27 protein-coding genes are annotated in these 25,604 nt (G+C 69.1%); 20 read left to right on the top strand and 7 right to left on the bottom strand.

Annotated features, from left to right (window positions below; genetic code table 11):
• Positions 1-83: 83 nt before the first annotated feature.
• Positions 84-1,055 carry a transaldolase gene (tal, locus tag K9D25_RS04900; protein ID WP_244379857.1) on the bottom strand — a complete coding sequence of 324 codons (972 nt, stop codon included), beginning with the start codon at positions 1,053-1,055 and terminating at the stop codon, positions 84-86.
• Between the two features lie 215 nt (positions 1,056-1,270).
• On the opposite strand from tal, the gene K9D25_RS04895 reads away from it, so the two are divergent.
• Genes K9D25_RS04895 through K9D25_RS04885 form a run of 3 tightly spaced genes read left to right on the top strand, consistent with a single transcriptional unit; the run spans position 1,271 to position 3,347 of the window.
• Complete coding sequence (locus tag K9D25_RS04895; RefSeq protein ID WP_244379856.1) at positions 1,271-2,113, top strand: hypothetical protein; 843 nt, start codon at positions 1,271-1,273, stop codon at positions 2,111-2,113.
• A gap of 35 nt (positions 2,114-2,148) precedes the next feature.
• Positions 2,149-2,799: a chromate transporter gene (locus K9D25_RS04890; RefSeq protein WP_244379855.1), complete on the top strand. Its 651-nt coding sequence runs from the start codon at positions 2,149-2,151 to the stop codon at positions 2,797-2,799.
• Entirely contained in the window at positions 2,796-3,347 is a 552-nt protein-coding gene (locus K9D25_RS04885; RefSeq protein ID WP_244379854.1) for a chromate transporter, read from the top strand. Before K9D25_RS04890 ends, K9D25_RS04885 begins: the two co-directional genes overlap by 4 nt.
• 12 nt (positions 3,348-3,359) lie before the next feature.
• Here the strand turns inward: K9D25_RS04885 and K9D25_RS04880 are convergent, their stop codons facing one another.
• On the bottom strand, positions 3,360-4,055 hold the full coding sequence (locus K9D25_RS04880) for a TIGR00266 family protein (protein ID WP_244379853.1): 696 nt from the start codon (positions 4,053-4,055) through the stop codon (positions 3,360-3,362).
• A 196-nt stretch (positions 4,056-4,251) separates the two neighbouring features.
• On the opposite strand from K9D25_RS04880, the gene K9D25_RS04875 reads away from it, so the two are divergent.
• Positions 4,252-4,602 carry a hypothetical protein gene (locus tag K9D25_RS04875; RefSeq protein WP_244379852.1) on the top strand — a complete coding sequence of 117 codons (351 nt, stop codon included), beginning with the start codon at positions 4,252-4,254 and terminating at the stop codon, positions 4,600-4,602.
• A gap of 116 nt (positions 4,603-4,718) precedes the next feature.
• Entirely contained in the window at positions 4,719-5,393 is a 675-nt protein-coding gene (locus K9D25_RS04870) for a YoaK family protein (protein WP_244379851.1), read from the top strand.
• A 21-nt stretch (positions 5,394-5,414) separates the two neighbouring features.
• Here the strand turns inward: K9D25_RS04870 and K9D25_RS04865 are convergent, their stop codons facing one another.
• Positions 5,415-6,011, bottom strand: coding sequence for a DUF6101 family protein (locus K9D25_RS04865; RefSeq protein ID WP_244379850.1), 597 nt, complete (start codon positions 6,009-6,011; stop codon positions 5,415-5,417).
• A gap of 217 nt (positions 6,012-6,228) precedes the next feature.
• Here K9D25_RS04865 and K9D25_RS04860 point away from each other — a divergent pair, with 217 nt between their 5' ends.
• From K9D25_RS04860 to lpxK, 5 genes are read left to right on the top strand one after another with little or no spacing between them, the layout of a single operon-like run.
• Entirely contained in the window at positions 6,229-7,050 is an 822-nt protein-coding gene (locus K9D25_RS04860) for a 3'(2'),5'-bisphosphate nucleotidase CysQ (protein ID WP_244379848.1), read from the top strand.
• Positions 7,051-7,078: 28 nt separating this feature from the next.
• Positions 7,079-7,324: a DUF4170 domain-containing protein gene (locus K9D25_RS04855; protein WP_244379846.1), complete on the top strand. Its 246-nt coding sequence runs from the start codon at positions 7,079-7,081 to the stop codon at positions 7,322-7,324.
• A gap of 16 nt (positions 7,325-7,340) precedes the next feature.
• Complete coding sequence (locus K9D25_RS04850) at positions 7,341-8,120, top strand: lysophospholipid acyltransferase family protein (RefSeq protein WP_432207912.1); 780 nt, start codon at positions 7,341-7,343, stop codon at positions 8,118-8,120.
• A gap of 6 nt (positions 8,121-8,126) precedes the next feature.
• Positions 8,127-9,422, top strand: coding sequence for a 3-deoxy-D-manno-octulosonic acid transferase (locus K9D25_RS04845; RefSeq protein WP_244379843.1), 1,296 nt, complete (start codon positions 8,127-8,129; stop codon positions 9,420-9,422).
• A gap of 4 nt (positions 9,423-9,426) precedes the next feature.
• On the top strand, positions 9,427-10,446 hold the full coding sequence (gene lpxK, locus K9D25_RS04840; RefSeq protein WP_244379841.1) for a tetraacyldisaccharide 4'-kinase: 1,020 nt from the start codon (positions 9,427-9,429) through the stop codon (positions 10,444-10,446).
• A 108-nt stretch (positions 10,447-10,554) separates the two neighbouring features.
• On the opposite strand, the gene K9D25_RS04835 is transcribed toward lpxK, so the two are convergent.
• Together K9D25_RS04835 and xseA are read right to left on the bottom strand one after the other, a co-directional pair.
• Positions 10,555-10,779, bottom strand: coding sequence for a DUF2093 domain-containing protein (locus tag K9D25_RS04835; protein ID WP_244379839.1), 225 nt, complete (start codon positions 10,777-10,779; stop codon positions 10,555-10,557).
• Positions 10,780-10,876: 97 nt separating this feature from the next.
• Positions 10,877-12,490: an exodeoxyribonuclease VII large subunit gene (gene xseA / locus K9D25_RS04830; RefSeq protein WP_244379837.1), complete on the bottom strand. Its 1,614-nt coding sequence runs from the start codon at positions 12,488-12,490 to the stop codon at positions 10,877-10,879.
• Positions 12,491-12,718: 228 nt separating this feature from the next.
• Here xseA and K9D25_RS04825 point away from each other — a divergent pair, with 228 nt between their 5' ends.
• The 4 genes from K9D25_RS04825 (at position 12,719) to K9D25_RS04810 (ending at position 17,654) form a co-directional block, all read left to right on the top strand.
• A complete protein-coding gene (locus K9D25_RS04825; RefSeq protein ID WP_244379831.1) occupies positions 12,719-13,663 on the top strand; it encodes a glycine--tRNA ligase subunit alpha in 945 nt (314 codons plus the stop codon).
• A 33-nt stretch (positions 13,664-13,696) separates the two neighbouring features.
• Entirely contained in the window at positions 13,697-15,001 is a 1,305-nt protein-coding gene (locus K9D25_RS04820; RefSeq protein WP_244379827.1) for an MFS transporter, read from the top strand.
• Positions 15,002-15,108: 107 nt separating this feature from the next.
• On the top strand, positions 15,109-17,214 hold the full coding sequence (glyS, locus tag K9D25_RS04815; protein ID WP_244379826.1) for a glycine--tRNA ligase subunit beta: 2,106 nt from the start codon (positions 15,109-15,111) through the stop codon (positions 17,212-17,214).
• Between the two features lie 263 nt (positions 17,215-17,477).
• The gene (locus K9D25_RS04810; RefSeq protein ID WP_244379825.1) at positions 17,478-17,654 is read left to right on the top strand and encodes a DUF3096 domain-containing protein; all 177 of its coding nucleotides are present in this window, start codon (positions 17,478-17,480) and stop codon (positions 17,652-17,654) included.
• A gap of 73 nt (positions 17,655-17,727) precedes the next feature.
• Here the strand turns inward: K9D25_RS04810 and K9D25_RS04805 are convergent, their stop codons facing one another.
• Complete coding sequence (locus K9D25_RS04805; protein ID WP_244379823.1) at positions 17,728-18,126, bottom strand: DoxX family protein; 399 nt, start codon at positions 18,124-18,126, stop codon at positions 17,728-17,730.
• 293 nt (positions 18,127-18,419) lie between these two features.
• On the opposite strand from K9D25_RS04805, the gene ppdK reads away from it, so the two are divergent.
• The 4 genes from ppdK (at position 18,420) to dapE (ending at position 24,204) form a co-directional block, all read left to right on the top strand.
• The gene (ppdK, locus tag K9D25_RS04800) at positions 18,420-21,098 is read left to right on the top strand and encodes a pyruvate, phosphate dikinase (RefSeq protein WP_244379822.1); all 2,679 of its coding nucleotides are present in this window, start codon (positions 18,420-18,422) and stop codon (positions 21,096-21,098) included.
• A 108-nt stretch (positions 21,099-21,206) separates the two neighbouring features.
• On the top strand, positions 21,207-21,938 hold the full coding sequence (locus K9D25_RS04795) for a pyrimidine 5'-nucleotidase (RefSeq protein ID WP_244379820.1): 732 nt from the start codon (positions 21,207-21,209) through the stop codon (positions 21,936-21,938).
• Positions 21,939-22,003: 65 nt separating this feature from the next.
• Positions 22,004-22,846 (top strand): 2,3,4,5-tetrahydropyridine-2,6-dicarboxylate N-succinyltransferase, encoded by an 843-nt coding sequence (gene dapD, locus K9D25_RS04790; protein ID WP_244379819.1) that lies wholly within the window; start codon positions 22,004-22,006, stop codon positions 22,844-22,846.
• Between the two features lie 149 nt (positions 22,847-22,995).
• The gene (gene dapE / locus K9D25_RS04785) at positions 22,996-24,204 is read left to right on the top strand and encodes a succinyl-diaminopimelate desuccinylase (RefSeq protein ID WP_244379817.1); all 1,209 of its coding nucleotides are present in this window, start codon (positions 22,996-22,998) and stop codon (positions 24,202-24,204) included.
• Between the two features lie 25 nt (positions 24,205-24,229).
• On the opposite strand, the gene K9D25_RS04780 is transcribed toward dapE, so the two are convergent.
• Entirely contained in the window at positions 24,230-24,538 is a 309-nt protein-coding gene (locus K9D25_RS04780) for a hypothetical protein (protein WP_244379816.1), read from the bottom strand.
• 137 nt (positions 24,539-24,675) lie between these two features.
• Between K9D25_RS04780 and K9D25_RS04775 the strand changes: the two genes are divergently transcribed.
• A complete protein-coding gene (locus tag K9D25_RS04775; RefSeq protein ID WP_432207911.1) occupies positions 24,676-25,119 on the top strand; it encodes an NUDIX hydrolase in 444 nt (147 codons plus the stop codon).
• Between the two features lie 49 nt (positions 25,120-25,168).
• Positions 25,169-25,570, top strand: a complete 402-nt coding sequence (locus tag K9D25_RS04770) for a TIGR02301 family protein (RefSeq protein ID WP_244379815.1) — start codon at positions 25,169-25,171, stop codon at positions 25,568-25,570.
• Positions 25,571-25,604: the final 34 nt, after the last annotated feature.

Here is a 25,604-nt window from a genome sequence, read left to right as displayed (position 1 = left end):
GACCGGCGCGGGGACGGGAGGAGGGGCCTCCTCCCGTGGGAAGAAGGGGAGAAGGGGCGCGCCCTCCTCCCGGCATGACGCGATCAGGCCGCCTTGGCGCCGTCGATCCGCTTGGCGACCAGGGCGCGCAGCGAATTGAGATCGCGCACGAACTGGCGGATGCCCTCGGAGAGCTTTTCCGTCGCCATCTGGTCCTCGTTGAGCCTGAAGCGGAAGCCGCGCTCGTCGAGATGCAGCCGCTCCGGCGCGCCCTCGGTATTGGCGGGGTCGAGCTTGCGCTCCAGCGTGCCCTCGTCGGCGGCGAGCTGGTCGAGCAGCGACGGGCCGATGGTCAGCCGGTCGCAACCCGCCAGCGCCTCGATCTCGCCGGTGTTGCGGAAGGAGGCGCCCATCACCACGGTCGGAATGCCGTGCTTCTTGTAATAGGCGTAGATCTGGCGCACCGAGACGACGCCGGGATCGGTCTCGGAGGTGAACGGGCCCTCGCCCGCCTTCACGTGCCAGTCGAGGATGCGACCGACGAAGGGCGAGATCAGGAAGGCGCCGGCATCCGCCGCCGCCGCCGCCTGGGCCAGCGAGAACAGCAAAGTGAGATTGCAGTCGATGCCTTCCTTCTGGAGGATCTCCGCCGCGCGGATTCCTTCCCAGGTGGAGGCGATCTTGATGAGGATGCGCTCGCGGCCGACGCCGCGCGCCTCATAGGCCTTGATGAAGGAGCGGGCCTTGGCCAGCGTCGCTTCGGTGTCGAAGGAGAGGTCGGCATCCACTTCGGTGGAGACGCGGCCGGGGACGATCTTCGACAGTTCGGCGCCGAAATTCAGCGCCAGCCGGTCGCAGGTCGCGGAGACCACGGCGTCCGAGGTGCCGCCCTGCTTGGAGCCCCAGTCGAGCGCCTCGTCGACGAGGGAAGAATAGGCCGGCATTTCCGCCGCCTTCAGCAGCAGGGTCGGGTTGGTGGTGCAGTCCTGCGGCTTCAGGCGGCGCACCGTCTCGATATCGCCGGTGTCGGAAACGACAACGGTCATGGCACGCAGTTGGTCGAGCTTGGAGGGCATGGCGCTATCTCTCTTCTCGCGGGAAAGGACCCCATGGTCCTGTCCGCAGGCACGGAGCGACGGATCGGCTTCGTTGGACCACATTTGGGGCGCTGTCTTCAAGCGGCGCAAGCGATGACGCGCATGTGACATGGCCATGCGAACGGTCTTGTCGCCGGGGCGCGAGAGGCGTAACTCTTCAGCCCTGCGAGAGGCTTGGGCCGGCGGGACCTTCCATGGACGATATCCACTACCGCGAATACAAAATCCTGCTGCGCCCTGAGCGCTTTTTCGATCCGCACCAGTTCGAGGTCTACTGGCACAAGCTGGGCCAGATCGCCCCCGAGTTCAAGGTCGGGGTGACGACGAACAAGGACGGGTTCAAGCGCCATGTGCGCGAGGTGCTGTTCTACGACACGCCGGATTACGACCTCTACCGAAACGCCTTCATCCTGCGCAAACGCACCTTCTACACCGATGGCTGGCCCGAGCCGGAACATGAGCTGACGCTGAAGTTCCGCCATCCCGAACTCGCCGCCGCGGCGGCGGTGGATGTGGTGCCGCATCTCAGCGGCAAGGCCGACATCAAGTTCAAGGAAGAGCTGCTCCCGCTGAAGGACAGCCTCGGCGGCATGCGCTCGCTCTATTCGCATAATTGCGTTCTGCTCAGCCCCGGCATCGTGCTCGACGCCGGGCTGGAGCGCATCACCTCGGTGTTTCCGGAACTGGCAGAGCATTGCCCGGCCGACAAGGCGGCGACCATCTCGCTGGTGAACAATCTCCCGGTCGAGGAGGTGCAGGTGAATGTCGGCTCCTTCGATTTCGGCCATGGGCTGGAAGCCAAGGCCACCATCGCGGTCTGGCGCGACCGCGCCACCGAGAGCTCCATCATCGGCGAGTTCGCCTTCCAGGCGAAGTTCGACCGTTACGACGCGCTCCATGCCAAGGCGTTGACGCGCTCGGAGGCATTCTTCCGCGCGGCGCAGACGCAGGCGCCGGAATGGGTCAAGCTCGGCGCCACCAAGACCGCGCTGGTGTATAATTTCGGCAAGCAGCTCGTCGCTAGCCACGAAGGCTGAGCCCGCCGCCGCGCGCCTCCCGGGAACCACCCCGCATGACCTCCCCCACCCCGCCTGTGCCGGGCGCCGCCACCGAAGGCGAACCGCCCGCCCCCTATGCGGTGCCGCGCAACGTGCCGCTGTGGGAGATTTTCGTCACCTTCCTGTTCATCGGGGCCATCAGCTTCGGTGGCGGCGTGGTGGCCTATCTGCGCGCCAGCCTGGTGATCAAGAAAGGCTGGCTGGACGAGGACCATTTCCTCTCCGCGCTGGGAATCTCGCAGGCGCTGCCGGGCCTCAACGCCACCAATATGAGCATCATCGTCGGCGACCGGCTGCGCGGCCTGCCGGGCGCCCTCGTCGCCTTCACCGGCATGACGCTGCCCGGCGGCAGCATGGTGCTGGCGCTCGGCGTCGCCTATGCCGCCAATGCCCATAACCCGTATGTCAACGCCACGCTGGTCGGGGTCGGCGCGGCGGCGGTGGGCATGCTCTCGGCGGTGACGCTGCAGATCGGCCACAAGCAACTCGGGCAGATACTGAACGTCGCCATCATCGCCGCGACCGTGCTGATGGTCAGCGTGCTGCACATCTCGCTGATCTGGGTGCTGCTCACCGTCGGCCCGGTGGCGGTGTTCCTGTTCCGCCCGCGCAAGGGCGCCGAGGGGGCAGACGAGGCGGATGCGCGCGAAGGAAAGGCGCCATGAACGAGAATCTCTCAGTCCTCGGCGTCTTCTCCCTGCTCTCGATTCTCGCGGTGGGCGGCGGCGCCGCCGTGCTGCCGGAAACCAAGGAACTCGTCGTCGGCACCTATCACTGGCTGAATGACGACCAGTTCCGCGACATTTACGGCCTCGGCCAGGTGGTGCCGGGCCCCAACATGCTGATGGTCATCGTCATCGGCTATCACGTCACCGGCTTCATGGGCGCGCTGATGGCGTTCGTCGGCTTCTTCCTGCCGGCGGGGGCGCTGTCCTGGGCGGCCTCGCGGGTGTGGGACCATTTCGAGGGCTCGCCCTGGCGCCGCTCGCTGCAGCAGGGGCTGGCGCCGCTGGTGGTGGGGCTCATGGCCTCGGGCACCATTTCCATCGCCCGCACGGCGATCGACGGCACGCTCACCGTCATCATCGCCTTCGCCGTTTTCGCCGGGGTCTATTGCGTGAAGAAGGTGAACCCGGCGCTGCTGGTGCTGGGCGGCGGGCTGGTCGGCCTCGCCTTGCTCAGCGGCACCGGGGCCGGCATGCCGCCGTCCTGAACGGGCCGGCATCTATCCCCGGCGTTCCGGCAGATAGGGGCTGACCGCATGGGCGAGGCCGGGTGCGGTCAGGCTTTGCAGCCACACCTTGCCCGGGCCCGACAGCCGCACGAGGAACAGCCCGTCGCCGCCGAACAGCGCGTTGCGCACGCCGCGCATCGTCGTCAGCTCGAAAGAGACGCTCTCCTCGAACAGCCCGACATGGCCGGGATGGACGAGCAGCTGCTGGCCGGGCTGAAGCTCATAAGTGACGAGTTCGCCGCTCAGTTCGACATAGGCGCTGGCCTGCCCGGCCAGCCGCTGCAGCACGAAGCCCTCACCGCCGAACACCGCCCCGCCCAGCGTCTGCTGGAAGGCGGTGGTCACCTCGATGCCCGGCGTGCCGCAGACGAAGCCGTGGCGATGGGCGAGATAGGCGCGGCCGGGGCTGATCTCGATCTCCACGAAATTGCCGGGCAGCTTGGCGGCGAAGGCGACGTTGCCGGGCCCGCGCTCGGCGTGGAACTCGGTCATGAACAGGCCGCCGCCGGACACCGCGCGGCTCACCAGCCCGAGCAGGCCGCTCGCCCCGCCGCCAGCGGTGGAGGTGGTGAGCACGATGTCGCCCGACATCCAGGACAGCTGGTCCGGCACGCCGACGATGCGGTCGCCGGCGTCAAGCTGGAGTTCGAGCACGGGTAGCGTGGTGCCGATGATCTTCGAGCGCATGGATGGCCTCCGAATGGCGCCGCCGCACGCGGCGCGGGATGCGGGCGCCGAGCTTAGGCGAAGCCGCGCCCGCTGTCGCCCGCAGGCGCGCCGGGCAGAGAAAATTTCCATGGACACATGGGGTTACGGCTGGTGCGGAGATAGTGGCGTGCTATCCTTGCGCGCTATCATCACCCTATCCCCTCGGGAGTGCTTCATGCGTTATCCCCTCTTCGCCTCCGCCGTCGCGCGGCTGCGCCGGGCGGCCTTTGCCGTTGCCCTTGCCGCCGCCGCCTTCACCGCCGCCGGCCTCGCCAGCGGCACCGCCGAAGCCGGGGTGGCCACGCCCGGCCTCGCCACCCCGTCGGCCGTCGCCGCCGACACGCTGGCCCCGTCCGCCGCACTCACCGAGAATGTTGCCTGGGTCTGCGGCCCGTTCCGCTGCTTCTGGCGGCCGAACTATAACTGGTATGTGCCTCCCTATGCCCGTGGCTGGGGTGCGCCGGTGCGCCCGAACTGCTACTGGCGCCGCGCCTGGGGTGGCGGCTGGGTGCACGTCTGCCCCTGAGGCCGTGCGGCCTGACACAGGCCGTGTCGCTTCCTGCCTATGCTCTTTGGAAAGGGCGCGTCTCCCGCGCCCTTTTTCATGCCTGCCCGCGCCGTCGCGAACGTTCTGAGACGCCCATGCCAGAGGGTTATCGCCCGCTTCTCTTCGCCACCTTCGCCACCCTGGTCGCCGGCTTCGTCGATGCGGTCGGCTATGCCCATCTCGGCGGGCTGTTCCTCTCCTTCATGAGCGGCAACAGTACCCGCCTTGGCATCCAGCTGGCCGAAGGCCATGGGGCGATGGCGCTGTTCACCGCCTCGGTCATTGGCGGCTTCGTCGCCGGCGCCTTTGTCGGCACGTTGATCACCGACGCGGTGGGCGAGTGGAAACTGGTCGCGGTGCTGGGCAGCGAGGTCGTTCTGTTCGCGCTGGCGGCGGTGCTGGCCGGCCTCGATGCCGGGCGGCTGGCGCTGCTGCCGGTGGCGCTCGCCATGGCCATGCAGAACAGCGTGCATCAGATCATCGCGGGGGCGGATATCGGCAAGAGCTTCGTCACCGGGGCGCTGTTCGGCCTCGGCCAGGCGCTGGCGCGCTGGATGAAGGGGCGCGGCGGGCCGGTGGAGGCGCTGGCCTATGCCGGTTCCTGGGCGTCTTTCGTCACGGGCGCCGGCATCGGCGCCCTGCTGCTGGCGGCGAGCGGGCTGGTGCCGTCGCTGGTCGCCGCCTGCCTGCTGCTGGCCGGCCTCACCGCCACCGCCTTCGCCTTTCACGGCCATCTGGTGCGGCCGATTGGCAAGGAAGGCGGCGACTGAAAGGAGCGGCGGGTCCCGGAATCAGTCCCGCGCGCTCAGTTCCCGCTCGCCGCGATGGACGGCGAGTTCGCCCGTCCGACCGGCCCCGCGCCGGCGATAGACGCTCGGCCGGCGGTGCTTGAGCGCCCCGCGGCGGGCGCGGCGCGCGCGCATCTCCCCGATCACCAGCCGGCCGATCATTGCGTAAGCGGGCTGGTGGCTGCCATCGGCCAGCGTCACCAGCATCGGCCGACCGAGCGCCGCGGTCCAGCCGCGCCATTCCGCCACCACATCGTCGATATGCGGTGCGCTGTAGAGCGTCACCGACAGCGCCGGGTCCTCATGCACCAGCACGAGGACGACCCCGTCATCGTCGCCCTCCGGGTCGAGCAGCGCCACCGCCAGCCCGCGATAGGCGTCGAGCGGGCGCGTTGCCTTCATCGCTACCCCGGCGACGCGGCGGTAGATCACAACCCGGTCGAGATCGATCTCGATCTGCCGCACCCCGTCATCGGCCCCGTCATCGGCCGCCTCGAACCGCAGCGGCCAGCCCTCCGGCGTGGCCGGCCGGGCCAGCGTCACATAGGGGGCCAGCGCCGCCGGCGGCCTCATCGTTGCTTCCATCATCCGTTGACGCATCACGCATCTCCCCGCCGATTTTCTGGCTCAGTGGCCTCGGTCGTGGGGACACCGTAGTCGCGGCCCTGTACCGGCCCGCTTAAGGGACATGGTTGAGAGTTTCTTCCTGGCCGCGAATGGCACCTATGCTTGACGAATGCTTGTCGGATTGGCTCGCAATGCCGATATCGCGTTTGCAATCCTCACCGCACCCGCGTACGTCCCGAAAATGGAATCCATGCCGCACCTTTCCCCCGACCTGCCTTCTGGCGATGCCGTTACCGATCCTCTCGCCGATCCCGCCGTCGCGGCGCGGCATCTGGCGGAGGCGGTGGTGGCGGCCGGGGCGGTGGCGGTGGAAATGTTCCGCGCCGGGGTGAAGAGCTGGGCGAAGCACAATGATTCCCCCGTCACGGAAGCCGACCTCGCCGTCGACGTGATGCTGCGCGAGCGCCTGAGCCTCGTCGGCCCGGCCTATGGCTGGCTGTCGGAGGAAACGGTGGACGAGCCGTCCCGCCTGTCGCGGCGCCGTGTATGGATCGTCGATCCCATTGACGGCACCCGCGCCTATATGGCCGGGCGCGCCGACTGGTGCGTGGAGGCGGCGCTGGTGGAGGATGGAAGGCCGATCGCCGGCGCCCTGTTCGCCCCAGTCACCGAGGAACTGTTCATCGCGGTTCGTGGTGGCGGGGCGACGCGCAACGGCCAGCCGATCCAGGTCTCCACCACCCAAGCGCTTGCCGGCGCGGTGATTGACGGGCCGGCGCCCTGGCTCGCCCATCTCGACCGGGCGGGCAGCTGGCGCCGGGTCGACCGCATCCGCTCGCTGGCGCTGCGCCTCGCCCGTGTCGCCACCGGCGAGCTCGATGCCGCGCTCGCCTCGCCCAATGGAAATGATTGGGACCTTGCCGCCGCGGACCTTTTGGTGCACGAAGCAGGCGGACGGCTGACCACGCTCGACGGCCGTCCGCTCGCCTATAACGCGCCGGTGCCGCGGCATGGGGCGCTGGTTTCGGCCGGCAGCCAGCTCCATCCGGCGCTGATGGCTGTGGCGCGCTGATCGTTCCCGAGCACAGGACGCGACCGGAATGCCCGAGACCACCAGTCCCCAGCTTCTGCACCTCGTCTTCGGCGGCGAGCTCGAAAAGATCGACGGCGTCACCTTCAAGGACCTGGATGCGCTCGACATCGTCGGCGTGTTCCCGAACTACGCCACCGCCCATGCGGCGTGGAAGGCCAAGGCGCAGCAGACCGTCGACCAGGCGCAGACGCGCTATTTCATCGTGCACCTTCATCGCCTGCTGGACCCGGACGCCAGCGCGAAGACCAGCTGAGCGCCGGCCCCTTCGCATGTGGCGTCGACTGCGCACCTCACCGACGGTCCGCACCGTTCTCGGGCGGAGCATGGCGTCCTATCTGCGCTTCGTCTGGCGCACCCAGCGCGTGGTGATGGAGCCGGCCAATCTCTATGAGCTGGCCGACGCCCAGCTGCCGATGATCCTCACCTTCTGGCACGGCCAGCATTTCCTCACCCCCTTTCTGGTGCGGCCCTATCACCGCGCCAAGGTGATGATCTCGCGCAGCGCCGATGCGGATGTGAACGCCATCGCCGCCGAGGCGCTGGGCATCGGCGCGGTGCGCGGCTCGGGGGCGCAGGGACGCGATTTCCGCACCAAGGGCGGCTTCAACGCCACGCTGGAGATGATCCGCCATCTCAGTGAGGGCACCAATGTCGCGATGACGGCGGATGTGCCGAAGATCTCGCGCGTCGCCGGTCTCGGCGTCGTCACCATCGCCAAACATTCGGGCCGGCCCATCTATCCCGTCGCCATCGCCACCTCGCGGCGCATCATCGCCCGCTCCTGGGACAAGTCGGCGATCCATCTCCCCTTCGGCCGTGCCGCCGTGGTCGCCGGCGACGGCGTGCGTGTGCCGACCGATGCCGGGCCGGAGGAGCTGGAAGCGGCGCGGCGCGAATTGCAGCGCCAGCTGGAGGTCGCCACCGCCCGCGCCGAGGAACTGGTCGGCCGCCCTGCCGAAGCGCGGGCGCTCGCCCGCAAGGCCGCCGCGGCAAAAGCTGCCGAGTCCGCCCCGTTGGAGCCCGCCCCCGCGCCGGCGCGCAACGGCTGACGCGCCATGGCCAGCCCCCGCTCCCCCTTTCTCGTCCGCTGCTACCGGGCGGCGACCTGGCTGGCGACGCCTTTCGTCCGCCTGCTGCTGGCGCGCCGGCTGAAGCGCGGCAAGGAGGACGGCGCCCGGCTGACCGAGCGCTATGGTCGCGCCAGCGCCGCCCGCCCGCGCGGGCCGCTGGTGTGGGTGCATGGCGCCAGTGTCGGCGAAATGATTGCCGTGCTGCCGCTGATCGAACGGCTGCGCGCGCGCGGCTTCCGCGTGCTGTTCACCTCGGGCACGGTCACCTCGGCGCGCCTCGCCCAGGCGCGGCTGCCGCCCGATGTGCCGCACCAGTTCGTGCCGCTGGATTCGCCGCTGTTCCTGCGCCGCTTCCTCAAGCACTGGCGGCCGGACCTGGTGCTGCTGGTCGAGTCCGAGCTCTGGCCGAACCTCATTGTGGAAGTGAATGCCCGCGCGACGCCGCTGGTGCTGGTCAATGCGCGCATGTCGCCCTCTTCCTTCGCCAGCTGGGGCCGGGTTCCGGGCAGCGTCGCGGCGCTGCTGTCGCGGGTCGATTTGTGCCTGGCGCAGGGCCCGGACGATGGCGAGCGGCTGAAGCAGCTCGGCGCGCCGCGCGTCACCGTGACCGGCAATCTCAAATTCGACGCGCCGCCGCCCCCCGTGGACATCGCCGCCTTTGACACGCTGCGGCTGGCGACCGCCGGCCGCATCGTCTTCGTCGCCGCTTCCACCCATCCCGGCGAGGAGGAGATCGTCATCGAGGCGCATCAGCGGCTCGCCAAGGAACTGCCGAACCTGCTCACCATTCTCGCCCCGCGCCATCCTGAGCGCGGCACGGCGGTGGTTCAACTCGCTACAGCCGCCGGCTGCCCGGCGGTGCTGCGCAGCGACGGCTACCAGCCGGACAGGGGCACCGCGATCTATGTCGCCGACACGATCGGCGAGCTCGGCCTGTTCTACCGACTCGGCCCGGTGGCGCTGCTCGGCGGCTCGCTGGTGCGCCGGGGCGGGCAGAACCCGATCGAGCCGATCAAGCTCGACACGGCGATCCTGCACGGCCCGCATGTGACCAATTTCAATGCGCTCTACGACCGGCTCGACGAGGCCGGCGGCGCGCTCGCCGTCACCGATGGCCGAACGCTGGCCGCTGCGGCCTATCGGCTGCTGGCCGATCCCGCGTTTCGTGCGACGATGATCGCGGCCGGGCAGGCCACGGTGGAGAGTTTCGGCGGCGCGCTGGAGCGCACGCTCGCCGCCATCGACCCCTATCTGGTGCAGATCCAGCTGGAGAGGCACTAAGGCCATGCAGGCACCGCATTTCTGGTGGCGACGGGAACAGAGCTGGCTGGCCAAGCTGCTGGCGCCGCTCGGCGCGCTGGTGGGCGGGGTGACGCTGGCGCGGCTGCGCCGGCCGGGAACCGGGGTCGGCCTGCCGGTCGTCTGCGTCGGCAACCCCACGGTCGGCGGCGCCGGCAAGACGCCCACCGTGATCGAGATCGCCCGCCGCCTCGCTCTGCACGGCCACAAGCCGGCGGTGCTCACCCGCGGCTATGGCGGCCGGCTGAAAGGCCCGGTGCGGGTCGATCCGCTGCTGCACAGCGCGGAGGATGTGGGCGACGAGCCGCTGCTGCTGGCCCGCGCCGCGCCCACCTTCGTCGCCCGCGACCGCCTGGCCGGCGCGCAGGCGGCGGCGCAGGCCGGGGCGGACGTGCTCATCATGGACGACGGTTTCCAGAGCCCGGCGCTGGCGAAGTCGCTTTCCATCCTCGTCATCGATGCCGGGGTGGGCATCGGCAACGGGCTGTGCCTGCCGGCCGGCCCGCTGCGCGCCCCGCTCGCTCCGCAGCTGGAACAGGCGCAGGCGCTGCTGGTCATCGGCGAGGGTGCGCCCGGTGAACGCGCCGCCCGAGACGGCTATGCGGCAGGTGCCGTGGTGCTGCGCGGCCGGCTGGCGCCGGAGGCGCAGGCGGTGGCGCGGCTGTTCGGCAAGCGGGTGCTCGCCTATGCCGGCATCGGTCGGCCCGCCAAATTCTTCGAGACGCTGCGCACGCTCGGCGTGCTGCCGGTCGTGACGCGGGCCTTCCCCGACCACCATGTCTACACGGCGGCGGAGGTGGAAGAGCTGCGCGCCGAGGCGGAGAAGCTCGACCTTCTGCTCGTCACCACGGAAAAGGACGCGATGCGCCTCGCCGGCAGCGAGGTCGGCCAACCCCTCATCGAGGTGTCGGACGTGCTGCCGGTGCGCATGGCGCTGGAGCCGCAGAGCGCGCGGGCGCTGGAGCGCATGCTGGGCGGGCTGGAGGCTGGCCCGCGCGAGCCGTGAGCCGGCCTAGATCATTTCACCGTTTAACGGAAACAGTGAAATGATCTAATTCGTTGTTTTGTCGCGCTTTCTTTACGCGAACCGGTATCCACGTCGCTCGAAAACGCTCTAGCGGGATTTGACCCGGTCCGGATGCAGCCGCGCCAGCACCGCTTCCGGCGTGGCATAGGCTTCCTGCAGGTCCACGCTCCAATAGCGCAGCTCGTCGAGCGGAATGGCTTCGCCAGTGACGGCGCAGCGCACGAATGTGCCGGGACGCACGACACGGAAGTCGCCGTCGAGATAACGCACTTCGGCTTCACCCGAGGTGGGGAATCGTTCGAAGCGGTTCATGGTCCCGCTCCTCCTGTCGGTTCGGTTTCGCGCGACAATAAAGACCCGGCACGGTATCGGGCAAGCCCGCTGGGATCACCTCTGCGCGCGGCGGGGATCAACTGTCGAACAAGGTGGGTTGGCGCGGGGGCTCCGGCAAGGGCGCGGGCCGCGTCTTCGCCGGTTTGCGCCCCGGGCGGGCGGGGGAGGGCGGCGCTTCCGGCCCGGCGCCGGTGGCGGTCACCGCCACGCGGCCGTCGCGGAACTCGATTTCCAGCGCGTCGCCCGCGCCGATGCCGGCCGCCGCGTGCACCGGGGCGCCGGAGGCGTCGCGCACCAGGGCATAACCGCGTGCGAGCACGCCCTTATAGGAGAGGGCGGTGAGCAGCTTGGCGACGGCGTCGAGCCGCCCCGCGCGTTCCGCCGCCTGCTGGCGCCGGCAGCGTTGCAGCCGCACATGCAGCGCATCCAGCCGGTCGCGACCCCGCTCGCGGCGGTCGCGCAGCGCCTGGGCGATGAGGCGCAGGCGCGATTCGTCGCGGGTGAGGCGCAGCCGGTGGCGGGCGGTGTTCGCCGTCAGCCCGCGCGGCAGCCGGGCCGCGAGGTCGCCGGCCCGCTCGCGTCGGCGGGCAAGGGCGCCGGCGAGCAGCTGCGGCGTCAGCCGGCCTTCGACGCGGGTGAGGCCGAGCCGGTGCGCGCCGGCATTGGCCTTCAGCGCGCGCGGCAGGCGCTGGCCGGCGAGGTCGAGCCGCTGGCGCGGCACGGCGAGCACGGCATCCGCGCTCGGCAGCAGGCGGGCGAGGGCGCGCAGATCGGTGCGACGTCGGTCTAGCCCGCGGGCGAAGCAGGCGCGCAGCCGCGCATGCAGCCCGGCGACTTCGGCGAGGAGATCGGCGCGCACCGGCACCGCCATCTCGGCGGCGGCGGTCGGGGTGGGCGCGCGCACATCGGCGGCGAAGTCGATCAGCGTCACATCGGTTTCATGCCCGACGGCGGAAATCAGCGGAATGGCGCTCTCCGCCGCCGCGCGCACCACGCTCTCCTCGGAAAAGCCGAGCAGATCTTCCAGAGAGCCGCCGCCGCGCGCGACGATGAGCACGTCCGGGCGGGGAATCGGCCCGCCGGGGGCGAGCGCATTGAAGCCGCGAATGGCCATGCTCACCTCGGCGCCGCAGGTGTCGCCCTGCACCCGCACCGGCCACACCAGCACGTGGCGCGGAAAGCGGTCGTTCAGCCGGTGGAGAATGTCGCGGATCACCGCCCCGGTGGGCGAGGTGACGACGCCGATGACGCGGGGCAGGAAAGGCGGGCGGCGTTTGCGCTCGGGCGCGAACAGGCCCTCGGCGGCGAGGCGGTTCTTGCGCTCCTCCAGCATCGCCATGATGGCGCCGGCGCCGGCGAATTCCAGCTGCTCGATGACGATCTGGTAGGAGGACTTGCCGGGAAAGGTGGTGATGCGGCCGATGGCGACCACTTCCAGCCCTTCCTCGGGCTTCAGGCGAAGCCGGCCGAAATTGCCCTTCCACACCACGGCGTCGAGCCGGGCATTCTGATCCTTCAGGCTGAAATAGGCGTGGCCGGAGGAATGCGGCCCGCGATAGCCGGAGATTTCCCCGCGCACCCGCACATGGCCGAAGGAATCCTCCACCGTGCGCTTGAGCGCGCCGGAGAGTTCCGAGACGGTCCAGTCGGCGGCGTTGGAGACAGGCGATTCGGAGAGGCTGTCGGGCATGGGGGAGTGATAATGGGTTTTGAGCGGGGCGGAAACGGGGCGGGCCTCTCCACGTCATCCCGGCTGGAGGCGGAGCCGGAGAGCCGGGATCGCACTCCGCTGCTCCCGATCCCGGATCGGCCTGCGGCCGTCCGGGATGACGTGCCTCCCGAACGGAATCGCCACCTTGATCCCCGCCCTTCCCCGGCCTAGGTTGCGCCGCCTTTTCAGCCAACCGCCGGCTTATCCATGATCGATCCCGCTCTGCCGCCGCATATGCGCCCCGACAAGTCGTTCCAGGGGCTCATCCTCGCGCTCCATGCCTTCTGGGCGGATAAGGGCTGCGTCGTGCTGCAGCCCTATGACATGGAAGTCGGCGCCGGCACCTTCCACCCTGCCACCACGCTGCGCGCGCTGGGCCCGCTGCCGTGGAAGGCGGCCTATGTGCAGCCCTCGCGCCGGCCCAAGGATGGGCGCTACGGCAAGAACCCCAACCGGCTGCAGCATTACTACCAGTACCAGGTGATCCTGAAGCCCTCGCCCACCGACCTGCAGGACCTCTATCTCGCCTCGCTCTCGGCCATCGGCATCGACCTCAATCTGCACGATGTGCGTTTTGTCGAGGACGATTGGGAAAGCCCGACGCTCGGCGCCTGGGGGCTGGGCTGGGAGTGCTGGTGCGACGGCATGGAAGTCTCGCAGTTCACCTATTTCCAGCAGGTGGCCGGCTTTGAATGCGCCCCCGTGGCGGGCGAGCTGACCTATGGGCTGGAACGCCTCGCCATGTATGTGCAGGGGGTCGAGAACGTCTACGACCTCAATTTCAACGGCCGCGAAGGCGACGAGAAAGTCACCTATGGCGACGTGTTCCTGCAGGCGGAAGAGGAATATTCCCGGCACAATTTCGAGCATGCCGATACCGACATGCTGTTCGAGCAGTTCCGCATGGCCGAGAGCGCGGCGGCGAAATATCTCGAAGCGGGCTGGGAAGACGGCAGCAAGACCCGCCATCTGATGGCGCAGCCGGCCTATGACCAGTGCATCAAGGCCAGCCACGTGTTCAACCTGCTGGATGCGCGCGGGGTGATCTCCGTCACCGAGCGCCAGAGCTACATTCTGCGCGTGCGCGAACTGGCGAAAGCCTGCGGGGCGGCCTGGCTGGCGACGGCGGCGGGCGGCACACCGGCGGGCTGACCGCCTCTCCCAACACCGGCGCGGAGCGCGACCATGTCCAGCCTCGATGTCGCGTTGCCCGGAGGCCGCCTTCCGGCTGACGTACCGGCCGGGCGGCGCGCGCTGCTGGCCGGCGCGCTCGGCAATGCGCTGGAATGGTATGATTTCGCCGCCTATGGCTTTCTCGCCGCCATCTTCGCCAAGAATTTCTTCCCCGACAGCGACGCCTTTGTCGGGCTGATCGCCGCCTTTGGCGTGTTTGCCGCCTCCTTCGTCATGCGGCCCGTGGGCGGGGTGGTGTTTGGCCATATTGGCGACCGCTATGGACGGCGCCACGCGCTGCTCATTTCCGCCGCGATGATGACGGTCTCCACCGTCGCCATCGGCCTGTTGCCGACCTATGCCGCCATCGGTGCGGCGGCGCCGCTGCTGCTCCTGGCGCTGCGGCTGCTGCAGGGGCTCTCCATCGGCGGCGAATACACCACTTCCGCCATCTTCCTCGCCGAGAACGCGGCCCTGCGCCGGCGCGGCCTCATCGCCTCCTTCGCCGGCTGCGGCGCCTCCGGCGGCACGCTGCTCGGCTCCATGGTGGGCGCGGCCACCGCGACATTGATGAGCACGGACGACCTCGTCGCCTGGGGCTGGCGCATCCCCTTCCTGCTCGGCATCCTGCTCGGCGGTTTCACGCTCTATCTGCGCGGCTCGTCCGCGCATGGGAACGAGCCGCCGGCGCGGGCGCACCGGCCCGGCCGGCTGCCGCTGATCGAGGCCATGCGCTCGGACGGGCGGGAGATGATCCGCGCGGCGGTGCTCAACCTCACCTTGGGCGTCGGCTTCTACATGCTGTTCGTCTACCTCACGACCTATATGCAGCAGGTGGACGGGCTCACGGAGCGCGTCTCGCTGCAGATCAACACCATCAGCATGATCGCCGTGCTGGGGCTGGCGCCGGTTTTCGCCGCTCTGTCCGACCGCATCGGGCGCAAGCCGGTGGTGTGCGGCGGGTTGATCGGGCTCATCCTGTTGTCCTGGCCGCTGTTCCGCCTGCTCGATTCCGGCGATGCCGGCGCGGCGCTGGCGGGACAGCTCGGCTTCGCCGTGCTCGTCGCCGCCTATGCCGGGCCGATGCCCTGCGTGCTGGTGGAGATGTTCCGCCCGGCGACGCGGTGCAGCGCGCTGTCGCTGAGCTACAACCTCGCCCTCGGCCTCGCCGGCGGCACCGCGCCGATGGTGGCGGTGTATCTGGTGAACCGCGAGCAGTTCGACATGGGCCCGGCCGTCTATCTCATCGCGGTGGCGGCGGTGTCGCTCGTCGCCGCGCTGACGATGCGGGAAACCCGCGGCCGGGCGCTTTCCTGAACGAGACGCCTCCCCTCGCCGGGCGCGACGTGCTAGGGCGTCGGCCGACCTTCCCGCAACGGCGCGCGCCGCACGGCGCCGCCCGCCAGCCGACGTGACGCAGCGCCATGCCCGATCTCCTGCTCGAACTGTTCTGCGAAGAAATCCCCGCCCGCATGCAGGCCGGCGCGGCGGAGAACCTGCGCAAGCTCGTCACCGATGCGCTGGTCGAGCGCGGCCTCGTCTATGAGGGCGCCAAGGCCTTCGTCACCCCGCGCCGGCTGGCGCTGGCCGTGCACGGCCTGCCCGCGCAGCAGCCCGATACGCATGAGGAGCGCAAGGGCCCGCGCGTCGGCGCGCCGCAGGGCGCCATTGACGGCTTCCTGAAAGCCGCCGGGCTCGCCTCCATCGAGCAGGCCAGCATCGAGAGCGACCCGAAGAAGGGCGAGTTCTACGTCGCCCGCCTTCACAAACATGGCCGGCCGACGCCGGACGTGGTGGCCGAGATTGTGCCCGCCGTCATCCGCGCCTTCCCCTGGCCGAAGTCGATGCGCTGGGGCAAGGGCTCGACCAGCCCGAACGCGCTGCGCTGGGTGCGGCCGCTGCAATCCATCCTGTGCACCTTCGGCCCCGAGACCGAGGAGCCGGAGATCGTCGCCTTCGAGATCGACGGCCTTCGCTCGGGCGACACCACGCGCGGCCACCGCTTCCTCTCCGAGGGCACGATCCGCGTGCGCCGGCTGGAAGACTGGATGGCCAAGCTGGAGGCCGCCTTCGTGGTTGTGGACCGCGAGCGGCGCAAGGACATCATCCTCAACGACGCCAAGGACCTCGCCCTCGCGCAGGGGCTGGAACTGGTGGAGGATGCCGGCCTGCTGGACGAGATTTCCGGCCTGGTGGAATGGCCCGTCGTGCTGATGGGGTCGTTCGACCCGGCCTTTCTCGACGTGCCGGACGAGGTGGTGCGCGCCACCATCCGCGCCAACCAGAAGTGCTTCGTGTTGAAGGACCCCGCCACCGGGCGCCTCGCCAACAAGTTCGTGCTGGTGTCGAACCTTGCCGCCAACGATGGCGGCGCAGCGATCATCGCCGGCAATGAGCGCGTCATCCGCGCCCGGCTGTCGGACGCCAAGTTCTTCTGGGAGACCGACAAGAAGACCAACGCGACGGTGCCGCTGGAAGACCGGCTGGCGAAATTCGGCAACGTCACCTTCCACGAGAAGCTCGGCTCGCAGCTGGAGCGCATCCGCCGCATCGCTCGTCTTGCGCGGAAGCTCGCCCCTGTGGTCGGCGCCGACCCGGAGCTGGCGGAACAGGCCGCGCTCTACGCCAAGAGCGACCTGCGCACCGAAGTGGTCGGCGAATTCCCCGAAGTGCAGGGGTTGATGGGCCGCTATTACGCCCGGCTGGAAGGCCTGCCCGAAGACATCGCGGCGGCCGCGGAAGAGCACTACAAGCCGCAGGGCCCGACCGATCGGGTGCCGACCGCGCCGGTGTCCGTTGCCGTGGCGTTGGCCGACAAGCTCGACACGCTCACCGGCTTCTGGGCCATCGACGAGAAGCCGACGGGCTCCAAGGATCCCTACGCGCTGCGCCGGGCGGCGCTGGGCGTGGTGCGGATCGTGCTGGAGAACGGGCTTACGCTGAAGCTTGGCGACTTCGCTGAGCCCGACCTCCTTTCCTTCTTCGCTGACCGCCTGAAGGTCCATCTGCGCGAGGCCGGCGCACGCCACGATCTCGTCGATGCCGTTTTTGCGCTTGGCCAAGAGGCGGGGAGCGCCGAAGGCGCGACAGGGAAGCAGGGACTCCAGGACGAGCTCCTGCTCGTGGTGAAGCGGGTCGAGGCGCTGGGGCGGTTCCTCGCCACCGAGGACGGCAAGAACCTGCTCGCCGGCACCAAGCGCGCGGCGAATATCCTGCGCATCGAGGAAAAGAAGGACGGCGTCGCTTACGAGGGCGGCGTCGATGTGGTGCTGCTGCACGAGCCGGAGGAGCGGGCGCTGGCCGATTCCATCGCCGCGCTCGGCCCACAGATCGAACAGGCGCTGGCGCGGGAGGATTTCGAGGCCGCCATGGCGCTGATCGCGCAGTTGCGGGCGCCGGTGGACGCCTTCTTCGAGAAGGTGACGGTGAATGCGGAAGACCCGGCGCTGCGGGTCAACCGCCTGCGCCTGCTCGCCGACATCCGCGCCGCCACCCGCTCCATCGCCGATTTCGAGCGCATCGAGGGGTAGCGGGGCGGCCTCTCGCTTCGAGGCCGCCCGTCATGCTGAGGTGCCGCCCGGCACGGGCGGCCTCGAAGCACGCAGGCGCGAAGACATCTCTGTGGGGCCGCCGCGCACCATCCCTCAAAGCGCGCTGCGCGCGCACCTCAGGATGACGGTGTGATGCGCGGCAGCGCAGGGGCCTCTGGGTTCTTCCCCGCTTGCGCACACCCAACGGCGGAACCATCCTGCCGGGGCGCGGCTTATGTCGCTACCACCCAGCGGAGCGTTCCATGGACATCAATATCGTCGCCATCCAGCCGATCGTCGCGCTCATCGCCGGCATCCTCATCCTCGTGATGCCGCGCCTGCTTAACTTCATCGTCGCGATCTATCTCATCTTCATCGGCATTGTCGGCCTGCTCGGCCCCGGCGGGGTCGACAATATCGGCCAGCGCCTCGGCCTGTGAGCCTCAGCTGTTGAACCTCAGCCCGTGAACGCGTGAGGCCCTGCCCGGACCGCCGGGCAGGGCTGACGGGCTTTCAGCCCCGCTCGCCGCCGCGCAGCGCGTCGACGCTCCACGGGCCAGGGCCGGCGAAGGTGAGGTAGAAGAACACGAAGCAGTACAGCGCCGCCAGTTCGCCGCCATTGAGGATGGGATAGAAGTCCTTCGGCGCGTGGACGAGGAAATAGGCCACCGCCGTCATGCCCGAGAGGATGAAGGCGACCGGGCGCGAGAACAGCCCGATCAGCAGCAGCGCGCCGCCGACCAGCTCGATGATGCCGGCAATGCCGGGCATGGAGGTGAGGCTGATGCCGCTCATCTGCGTGGCGGGAAAGCCGAGCACCTTGGTGGTGCCGTGCTGGAGCAGCAGTAGCGCCGCCATGATGCGCAGCAGGCTGAGAATGTGCGGGGCCAGTCGCGTCAATGTCGTATTCATGGAAGTCGCCCTCGGGGCTTGGGGGTTGCCGGCGCGCGGAGCGTGCCTGAACCGCAGCCGCCCCGCAATCGCCCGCGCGCCCCACCTTTGGCGCATGGCACAAAGTTCATGACGCAACTGCGAATGATGGATTGAAGGGAAGACCTCAAGACGCTAGACCATTTGTGGGAAAAGGCGCGGGACCTTTTGCGGGGCCAGTCTCAACCCGTTGGCGTTGCGTATATTTCAGCCAGGGCTGAATTTCCATCACGGCGTCGGGCGCCTTTGTGGCCCCACCCAACAGGGCATCCGAAATGACGAAATGGGTCTACACCTTCGGCGACGGGACGGCAGAGGGTGCGGCGGAGATGCGCAACCTGCTCGGCGGCAAGGGCGCGAACCTCGCGGAAATGTCGAATCTCGGCCTGCCGGTGCCTCCCGGCTTCACCATCTCGACCGAGGTGTGCACCTATTATTACGCCCATGGCAACGTCTATCCGGACAGCCTGAAGGGGGATGTCGACGCAGCGCTGGCCCATGTCGGGCAGCTTGCCGGCCGCACCTTCGGCGATCCCGCCAACCCGCTGCTCGTCTCCGTGCGCTCGGGCGCGCGTGCCTCCATGCCCGGCATGATGGACACGGTGCTCAATCTCGGGCTGAACGACGTGACCGTCGAGGCGCTGGCCGCCTCCTCCGGCGATGCGCGCTTCGCCTATGACAGCTATCGCCGCTTCATCCAGATGTATTCGAACGTGGTGCTGGACTTCCCGCACCATCATTTCGAGGAGGTGCTGGACGGCTTCAAGGGCGACCATGGCTACAGCCTCGACACCGATCTGTCGGCTGAGGACTGGAAGGAAATCGTCGCCCGCTACAAGGCGCTGGTGGCGCATGAGCTGGGCAAGCCCTTCCCGCAGGACCCGCACGACCAGCTCTGGGGCGCCATCGGCGCCGTGTTCGGCTCCTGGATGAACCAGCGCGCCATCGTCTATCGCCGCCTGCACCAGATCCCCGAGAGCTGGGGCACGGCGGTGAACGTGCAGGCCATGGTGTTCGGCAATATGGGCGAGACCTCCGCCACCGGCGTCGCCTTCACCCGCAACCCCTCCACCGGCGAGAACGCGCTCTATGGCGAGTTCCTCATCAACGCCCAGGGCGAGGATGTGGTGGCCGGCATCCGCACGCCGCAGAACATCACCGAGGCCGCGCGCATCGGCGCGGGTTCCGACAAGCCCTCCATGGAGAAGGCGCTGCCGGAGGTCTATACCGAGTTCGTCCGCATCGCCGGCGTGCTCGAAGGCCATTACCGCGACATGCAGGACCTCGAATTCACCGTCGAGCGCGGCAAGCTGTGGATGCTGCAGACCCGCTCCGGCAAGCGCACCGCCAAGGCCTCGCTGCGCATCGCGGTGGAACTCGCCCATGACGGCGTCATCACCCGCGAGGAAGCGATCGGCCGCGTCGATCCCGCCGCCCTCGACCAGCTGCTGCACCCGATGCTCGATCCCAAGGCCGACAAGAAGGTGATCGGCGCGGGCCTGCCGGCCTCGCCCGGCGCCGCCTCGGGCGAGATCGTGTTCTCGGCCGACGAGGCGGAACTGCTGAAGACCCAGGGCCGCAAGGTCATCCTGGTCCGCATCGAAACCTCGCCGGAAGACATTCACGGCATGCACGCGGCCCAGGGCATTCTCACCACGCGCGGCGGCATGACCTCGCACGCCGCCGTGGTGGCGCGCGGCATGGGCAAGCCCTGCGTCTGCGGCGCCGGCACCATCCGTGTCGATTATGCCGCCGGCACGCTCACCTCGGGCGGGGTGACGCTGAAGAAGGGCGACATCCTCACCATTGACGGCGGCACAGGCCAGGTCATCGCCGGCGCGGTGCCGACGTTGCAGCCGGAACTCTCCGGCGAGTTCGCCACGCTGATGGGCTGGGCCGACGGCGTGCGCCGGCTGAAGGTGCGCGCCAATGCCGAGACCCCGCTTGACGCCCGCACCGCGAAGAATTTCGGCGCCGAGGGCATCGGCCTCTCGCGCACCGAGCACATGTTCTTCGAGGGCGACCGCATCCGCTCCGTGCGCGAGATGATCCTCGCCGATGACGAAAAGGGCCGCCGCGCCGCGCTGGCCAAGCTGCTCGCCGCCCAGCGCTCGGACTTCAAGGAACTGTTCGAGATCATGGACGGGCTGCCGGTCACCATCCGTCTGCTCGACCCGCCGCTGCACGAATTCCTGCCCCACACCGAGGCGGATATCGCCGAGGTGGCGCAGGGGCTCGGGGTCAGCGCGGCCAAGCTCGCCGCCCGCAAGCGGGAGTTCGACGAGTTCAACCCGATGCTCGGCTTCCGCGGCTGCCGTCTTGCCATCGCCTTCCCGGAAATCGCCGAGATGCAGGCGCGCGCCATCTTCGAGGCGGCGGTGGCGGCGCAGAAGACGACGGGCAAGCCGGTGGTGCCGGAAATCATGGTGCCGCTCATAACAGGCAAGCGCGAATTCGACCTCGTCAAGCACGACATGGACACGGTGGCCAAGCGCGTGGAGGCCGAGACCGGCACCACGCTGGAATATCAGGTGGGCACCATGATCGAGCTGCCGCGCGCGGCGCTGAAGGCGGGCGAGATCGCGGAGACGGCGGAGTTCTTCTCCTACGGCACCAACGACCTCACCCAGACCACCTATGGCATTTCCCGCGACGATGCCGGCACGTTCCTCGGCACCTACATCGCCAAGGGTATTTTCGAGGTCGACCCCTTCGTGTCCATCGACACCGAGGGCGTGGGCGAGCTGGTGAAGATCGCCACCGAGCGCGGCCGCGCCGTGCGCCCGAAGCTCAAGCTCGGCATCTGCGGCGAGCATGGCGGCGACCCCGCCTCGGTCGCCTTCTGCGAGGAAGTGGGGCTCGACTATGTGTCCTGCTCGCCCTTCCGCGTGCCGATCGCCCGTCTCGCCGCCGCCCAGGCGGCGCTGAAGACCAAGGCCGCCAGCCAGGCGTGAATGGATCGGGGCGGCGCGCTGCCGCCCCGCTTCTCCCCGGGGGCGTCCATCATCCCACGCTGCCGGCACGGGCATGACGGCCGGAACCGTTTCGGCTAGAACAGCCGCATGTCCGCTTCCCTGTCGCCCCCCTCCGCGCTCACCGCCGCCCCTGTCGACTTCTCCCATGTCGACACCTGGGTGTTCGATCTCGACAACACGCTCTATCCGCCCGGGCTCGACCTGTGGCGGCAGATCGACATGAAGATGCGCGCCTATATCGCCAATTTCCTCGGCCTGACGCTGGACGAGGCCTTCGCGCTGCAGAAGGGCTATTACCGGAAATACGGCACCTCGCTGCGTGGCTTGATGATCGAGCACGCGATGGACCCGGATGCCTTCCTCGCCCATGTCCACGCCATTGATCTGACCAGCCTGGAGGCCGCCCCCGCGCTCGGGGAGGCGCTCGGCGCATTGCCGGGGCGCAAGCTGGTCTACACCAACGGTTCGCGCGGCCATGCCGAGCAGATTCTGGCCAAGCTCGGCATTTCCGAGCATTTCGCCGATGTGCACGACATCGTCTCCTCGGAATTCCACCCCAAGCCGCACGAGATCGCCTATCGCGGCTTCCTCGCCCGCTTCGACGTGGACCCCGCCCGCGCCGCCATGTTCGAGGACCTCGCGCGGAACCTGGAAGTGCCGGCGCAGCTCGGCATGCGCACCGTGCTGGTGGTGCCGCCGGGCCTTGCCGTGAACCCCGCCGACCGCGAGGCGTGGGAACATGAGGGCCGCGATGGCGACCATATCGACGTGGTGACCGACGACCTGACCGCGTTCCTGAACGGCCTGCGAAGCGCCTGAGGCGACTCGGCCGTTGACAGAAGCGCCGCGCGACCGGACAAGACCCGCGAACAGCGGAGAATGACATGTCGAGCCAGCTTCAGAGCATCATCGAAACCGCCTTTGACAACCGGGCGGAGGTCAATTTCGAGACCGGCGGCGAGATCCGCCACGCGGTGAACGAGGCGCTGGCGCTGCTCGATGCCGGTAAGGCGCGCGTCGCCGAGCCGGGCGCGGACGGCAACTGGACGGTCAATCAGTGGCTCAAGAAGGCGGTGCTGCTCTCCTTCCGCCTCAATGACATGACCGCCATTCCCGGCGCCCCCGGCGGCGCGCATTGGTGGGACAAGGTGCCCTCCAAGTTCGAGGGTTGGGGCGAGGGCGAGTTCCGCGCCGCGGGCTTCCGCGCCGTGCCGGGCGCCATCGTCCGCCGCTCCGCCTTCATCGCGCCGAATGTGGTGCTGATGCCGTCCTTCGTGAATCTCGGCGCCCGCGTCGATTCCGGCTCGATGGTCGATACCTGGGCCACCGTCGGCTCCTGCGCGCAGATCGGCAAGAATGTGCATCTCTCCGGCGGCGTCGGCATTGGCGGCGTGCTGGAGCCGCTGCAGGCCGGCCCGGTCATCATCGAGGATGACTGCTTCATCGGTGCCCGTTCGGAAGTGGTGGAAGGTGTGATCGTCCGCCGCGGTTCGGTGCTGTCCATGGGCGTGTTCATCTCCGCCACCACCAAGATCGTCGACCGGGCCACCGGCGAAATCTTCGTCGGCGAGGTGCCGGCCTATTCCGTCGTGGTGCCCGGCGCGCTGCCCGGCAAGCCGCTCCCCAATGGCCAGCCGGGCCCTTCGCTCTATTGCGCAGTCATCGTCAAGCGCGTGGACGAACAGACCCGCTCCAAGACCTCGATCAACGACCTGCTGCGCGACTGAGCGGGGGTTCCTCGCGCTTCCGCTTGACCGTCATCCCGGCCGAAGCGTAGCGAAGAGGTGGGATCGCGCGCGGCAGCCGGGGCATGCCGTCGGTATGGCGATCCCGGATCGGCCTGTGGCCGTCCGGGATGACGATGAGAGGAACATGCATGACGACCACCGCACCCTCCCAGCCGCCCGCCGATCCGATCGACATCCTGCGCACGCTGATCCGCTGCCCTTCGGTGACCCCGGCGGAAGGCGGGGCGCTCGCCTATCTCGACGCGCTGCTCTCCAATGCCGGCTTTGCCACCCACCGGGTGACGCTGACCAGCCCGGACACGCCGGATGTGGAGAATCTCTACGCCCGCTTCGGCACGCGCGGTCCCAATCTCTGCTTTGCCGGCCATACCGATGTGGTGCCCCCCGGCGATGCGGCGCAGTGGCGCTTTCCGCCCTTCGAGGGCGCGATCCATGAGGGCGTCATCTTTGGGCGCGGCGCCGTCGACATGAAGGGGGGCGTGGCCGCCTTCATCGCCGCCGGGCTCGATTTCGCCGGTGCCCATGGCCATGACCCCAACCACGCGGAGCTGCCGGGCTCGCTCTCCTTCCTCCTCACCGGCGACGAGGAAGGCCCGGCGATCAACGGCACGGAGAAGCTGCTGCGCTGGCTGGCCGACCGCGACGAGCGCATCGACCATTGCGTGCTCGGTGAGCCGACCTCGCGGGTGGAACTCGGCGACATGGTGAAGATCGGCCGGCGCGGCTCGCTTTCCGCCACGCTCACCGTGCTGGGCAAGCAGGGCCATGTCGGCTACCCCCATCTCGCGGAGAATCCGATCCCCGGCATGGTGACGCTGCTCGCCGCGCTGAAGGCCGAGCCGCTCGACGGCGGCAACGCGCATTTTCAGGCCTCGAACCTGGAAATCGTCTCGGTCGATGTAGGCAATCCCGCCTTCAACGTCATTCCCGCCGAGGCGCGGGCCCGCTTCAACATCCGCTTCAACGATTTGTGGACGCCGGAAACCCTGGCCGCCGAGATCGGCCGCCGGCTGAGCGCCGCTGCCGGCAATGAGCTGCGCTACGCCCTCGCCTTCGAGCCGCGCTCGTCCGACAGTTTCCTCACCGCGCCGGGCGAATTCGTCGATCTCGTGGTGGCGGCGATCGCGCAGACGACGGGACGGCGGCCGGAACTCTCGACGACAGGCGGCACCTCGGACGCGCGCTTCATCAAGGATTTCTGCCCGGTGATCGAATTCGGTCTGGTCGGCACCTCGATGCACGCGGTGGATGAGGCGACGCCGGTCGAGGAGGTGGCGGCGCTCACCCGTGTCTTCGCGGAGGTGATCGCCCGGTACTTCGCCGCACGCGGGCGCTGAGCGGCGTAGGCTTCGGCCGTGCCGCCTATTTGCTCTTCAGCCCCGGCGTCAGCGCGTCGACCCGGCCAGCACTGTTCACATCGGTGGCGTAGAAATCGCCCTGCACGCTGCCGCTGATCTTCACGCAGGTGGAGGAGCCGGCCAGCCGGACGAAGCCGGCGCCATAGGAAGCGCAGAGCGGGTCGCTCTTCGGGTCCGGCGTCGCCGGCTTGGTGCCGGGCGCGGCTGTTTGCGCGGCCGCCGGCAGACTGGCGAGGAGCATCGCCCCCGCGAGAAGCAGGGCGGTCTTGCCGAAATGTCCCGCATGCGCGCCGCGTTGGCCCGTCCCGCTCATGATGTCCCCCCTGTTCCCCTCTGCTTCCAAGCCTCCCAGCTTCGGCCGCGATTGCGGCTCCTTTCGGGCGCGTGCCCTCGGGAAGGCGGGCAAAACCGGCTAGGATGAGCCGCGATTCCCTGGCCGGAGACCCGTTCATGACCATGCCCGTTCGTCCCGTGCTCGCCGCCAGCGCCGCCGTCTTCCGCGAGGGGCGGGTGCTGCTGGCGCGGCGCGGCAACGCGCCGGCCAAGGGGCTGTGGACGCTGCCCGGCGGACGGGTGGAGCCCGGCGAGACGCTGGCGCAGGCGGCCGCGCGCGAGGTGATGGAGGAGGTGGGCGTTGCCTGCGAGGTGCTCGGCGTCGCAGGCGCGCTCGACATCCTGCCGCGCGATAAGGACGGCATGCTGACCGCCCATTTCGTCGTGGTGAGCCATGCCGCGCGCTGGGTGGCGGGCGAACCTTCGACCGGGCCGGAGGCGGCGGAAGTCGGCTGGTTCCTGCCCGCCGCACTGCCGGCGGAAACCACCGAAGGGCTGGCCGGAATCGTAGAGGCGGCTTTTCTGCTGGCGCAGGCGGATGATGTGCCGGAGGCGCAATAGCGGCGCCGGGCCTCTTGACGCCCGCGCGGCGGCGGCGCATCCCAGCTTCATGCGACGCCCCGCGCCCGGTTCCCTCCTGCTCGCCCTGCTGGCGTGCTTCACCTTCGCCCCGCTGCCGGCGGCGGCGCAGGCGACGCAGGGCGGCGCGCCGCCCTATGAGGCGGACCTCATGCATCTCGCGGAAATCCTCGGCGCGCTGCATTATCTGCGTCCGCTCTGCGGCGCGGCGGAAACCGCGCGCTGGCGTGACGAGATGCAGGGCCTGCTGGATGTGGAGGCGCCGTCCGGCGACCGGCGCGGCCAGCTCACCGCCGCCTTCAACAATGGCTATGAAAGCTATCGCCAAGTCTATCGAACCTGCACGCCCTCGGCGGAACTCGCCAGCCAGCGCTATCTCGAAACCGGCGCCAAGCTCGCCCGCGACGTGGCGACGCGCTACGGCAGCAACTGAGCAACTTCGCCGCCACGGGCGTACGATTATGTCA

Origin of the sequence: Ancylobacter polymorphus, from assembly GCF_022836935.1 — a bacterium.
Classification (GTDB): Bacteria; Pseudomonadota; Alphaproteobacteria; order Rhizobiales; family Xanthobacteraceae; genus Ancylobacter; species Ancylobacter polymorphus_A.
The sequence above is the reverse complement of the archived record's forward strand: the minus strand, read 5'-3'. Positions and strand labels throughout refer to the sequence as shown.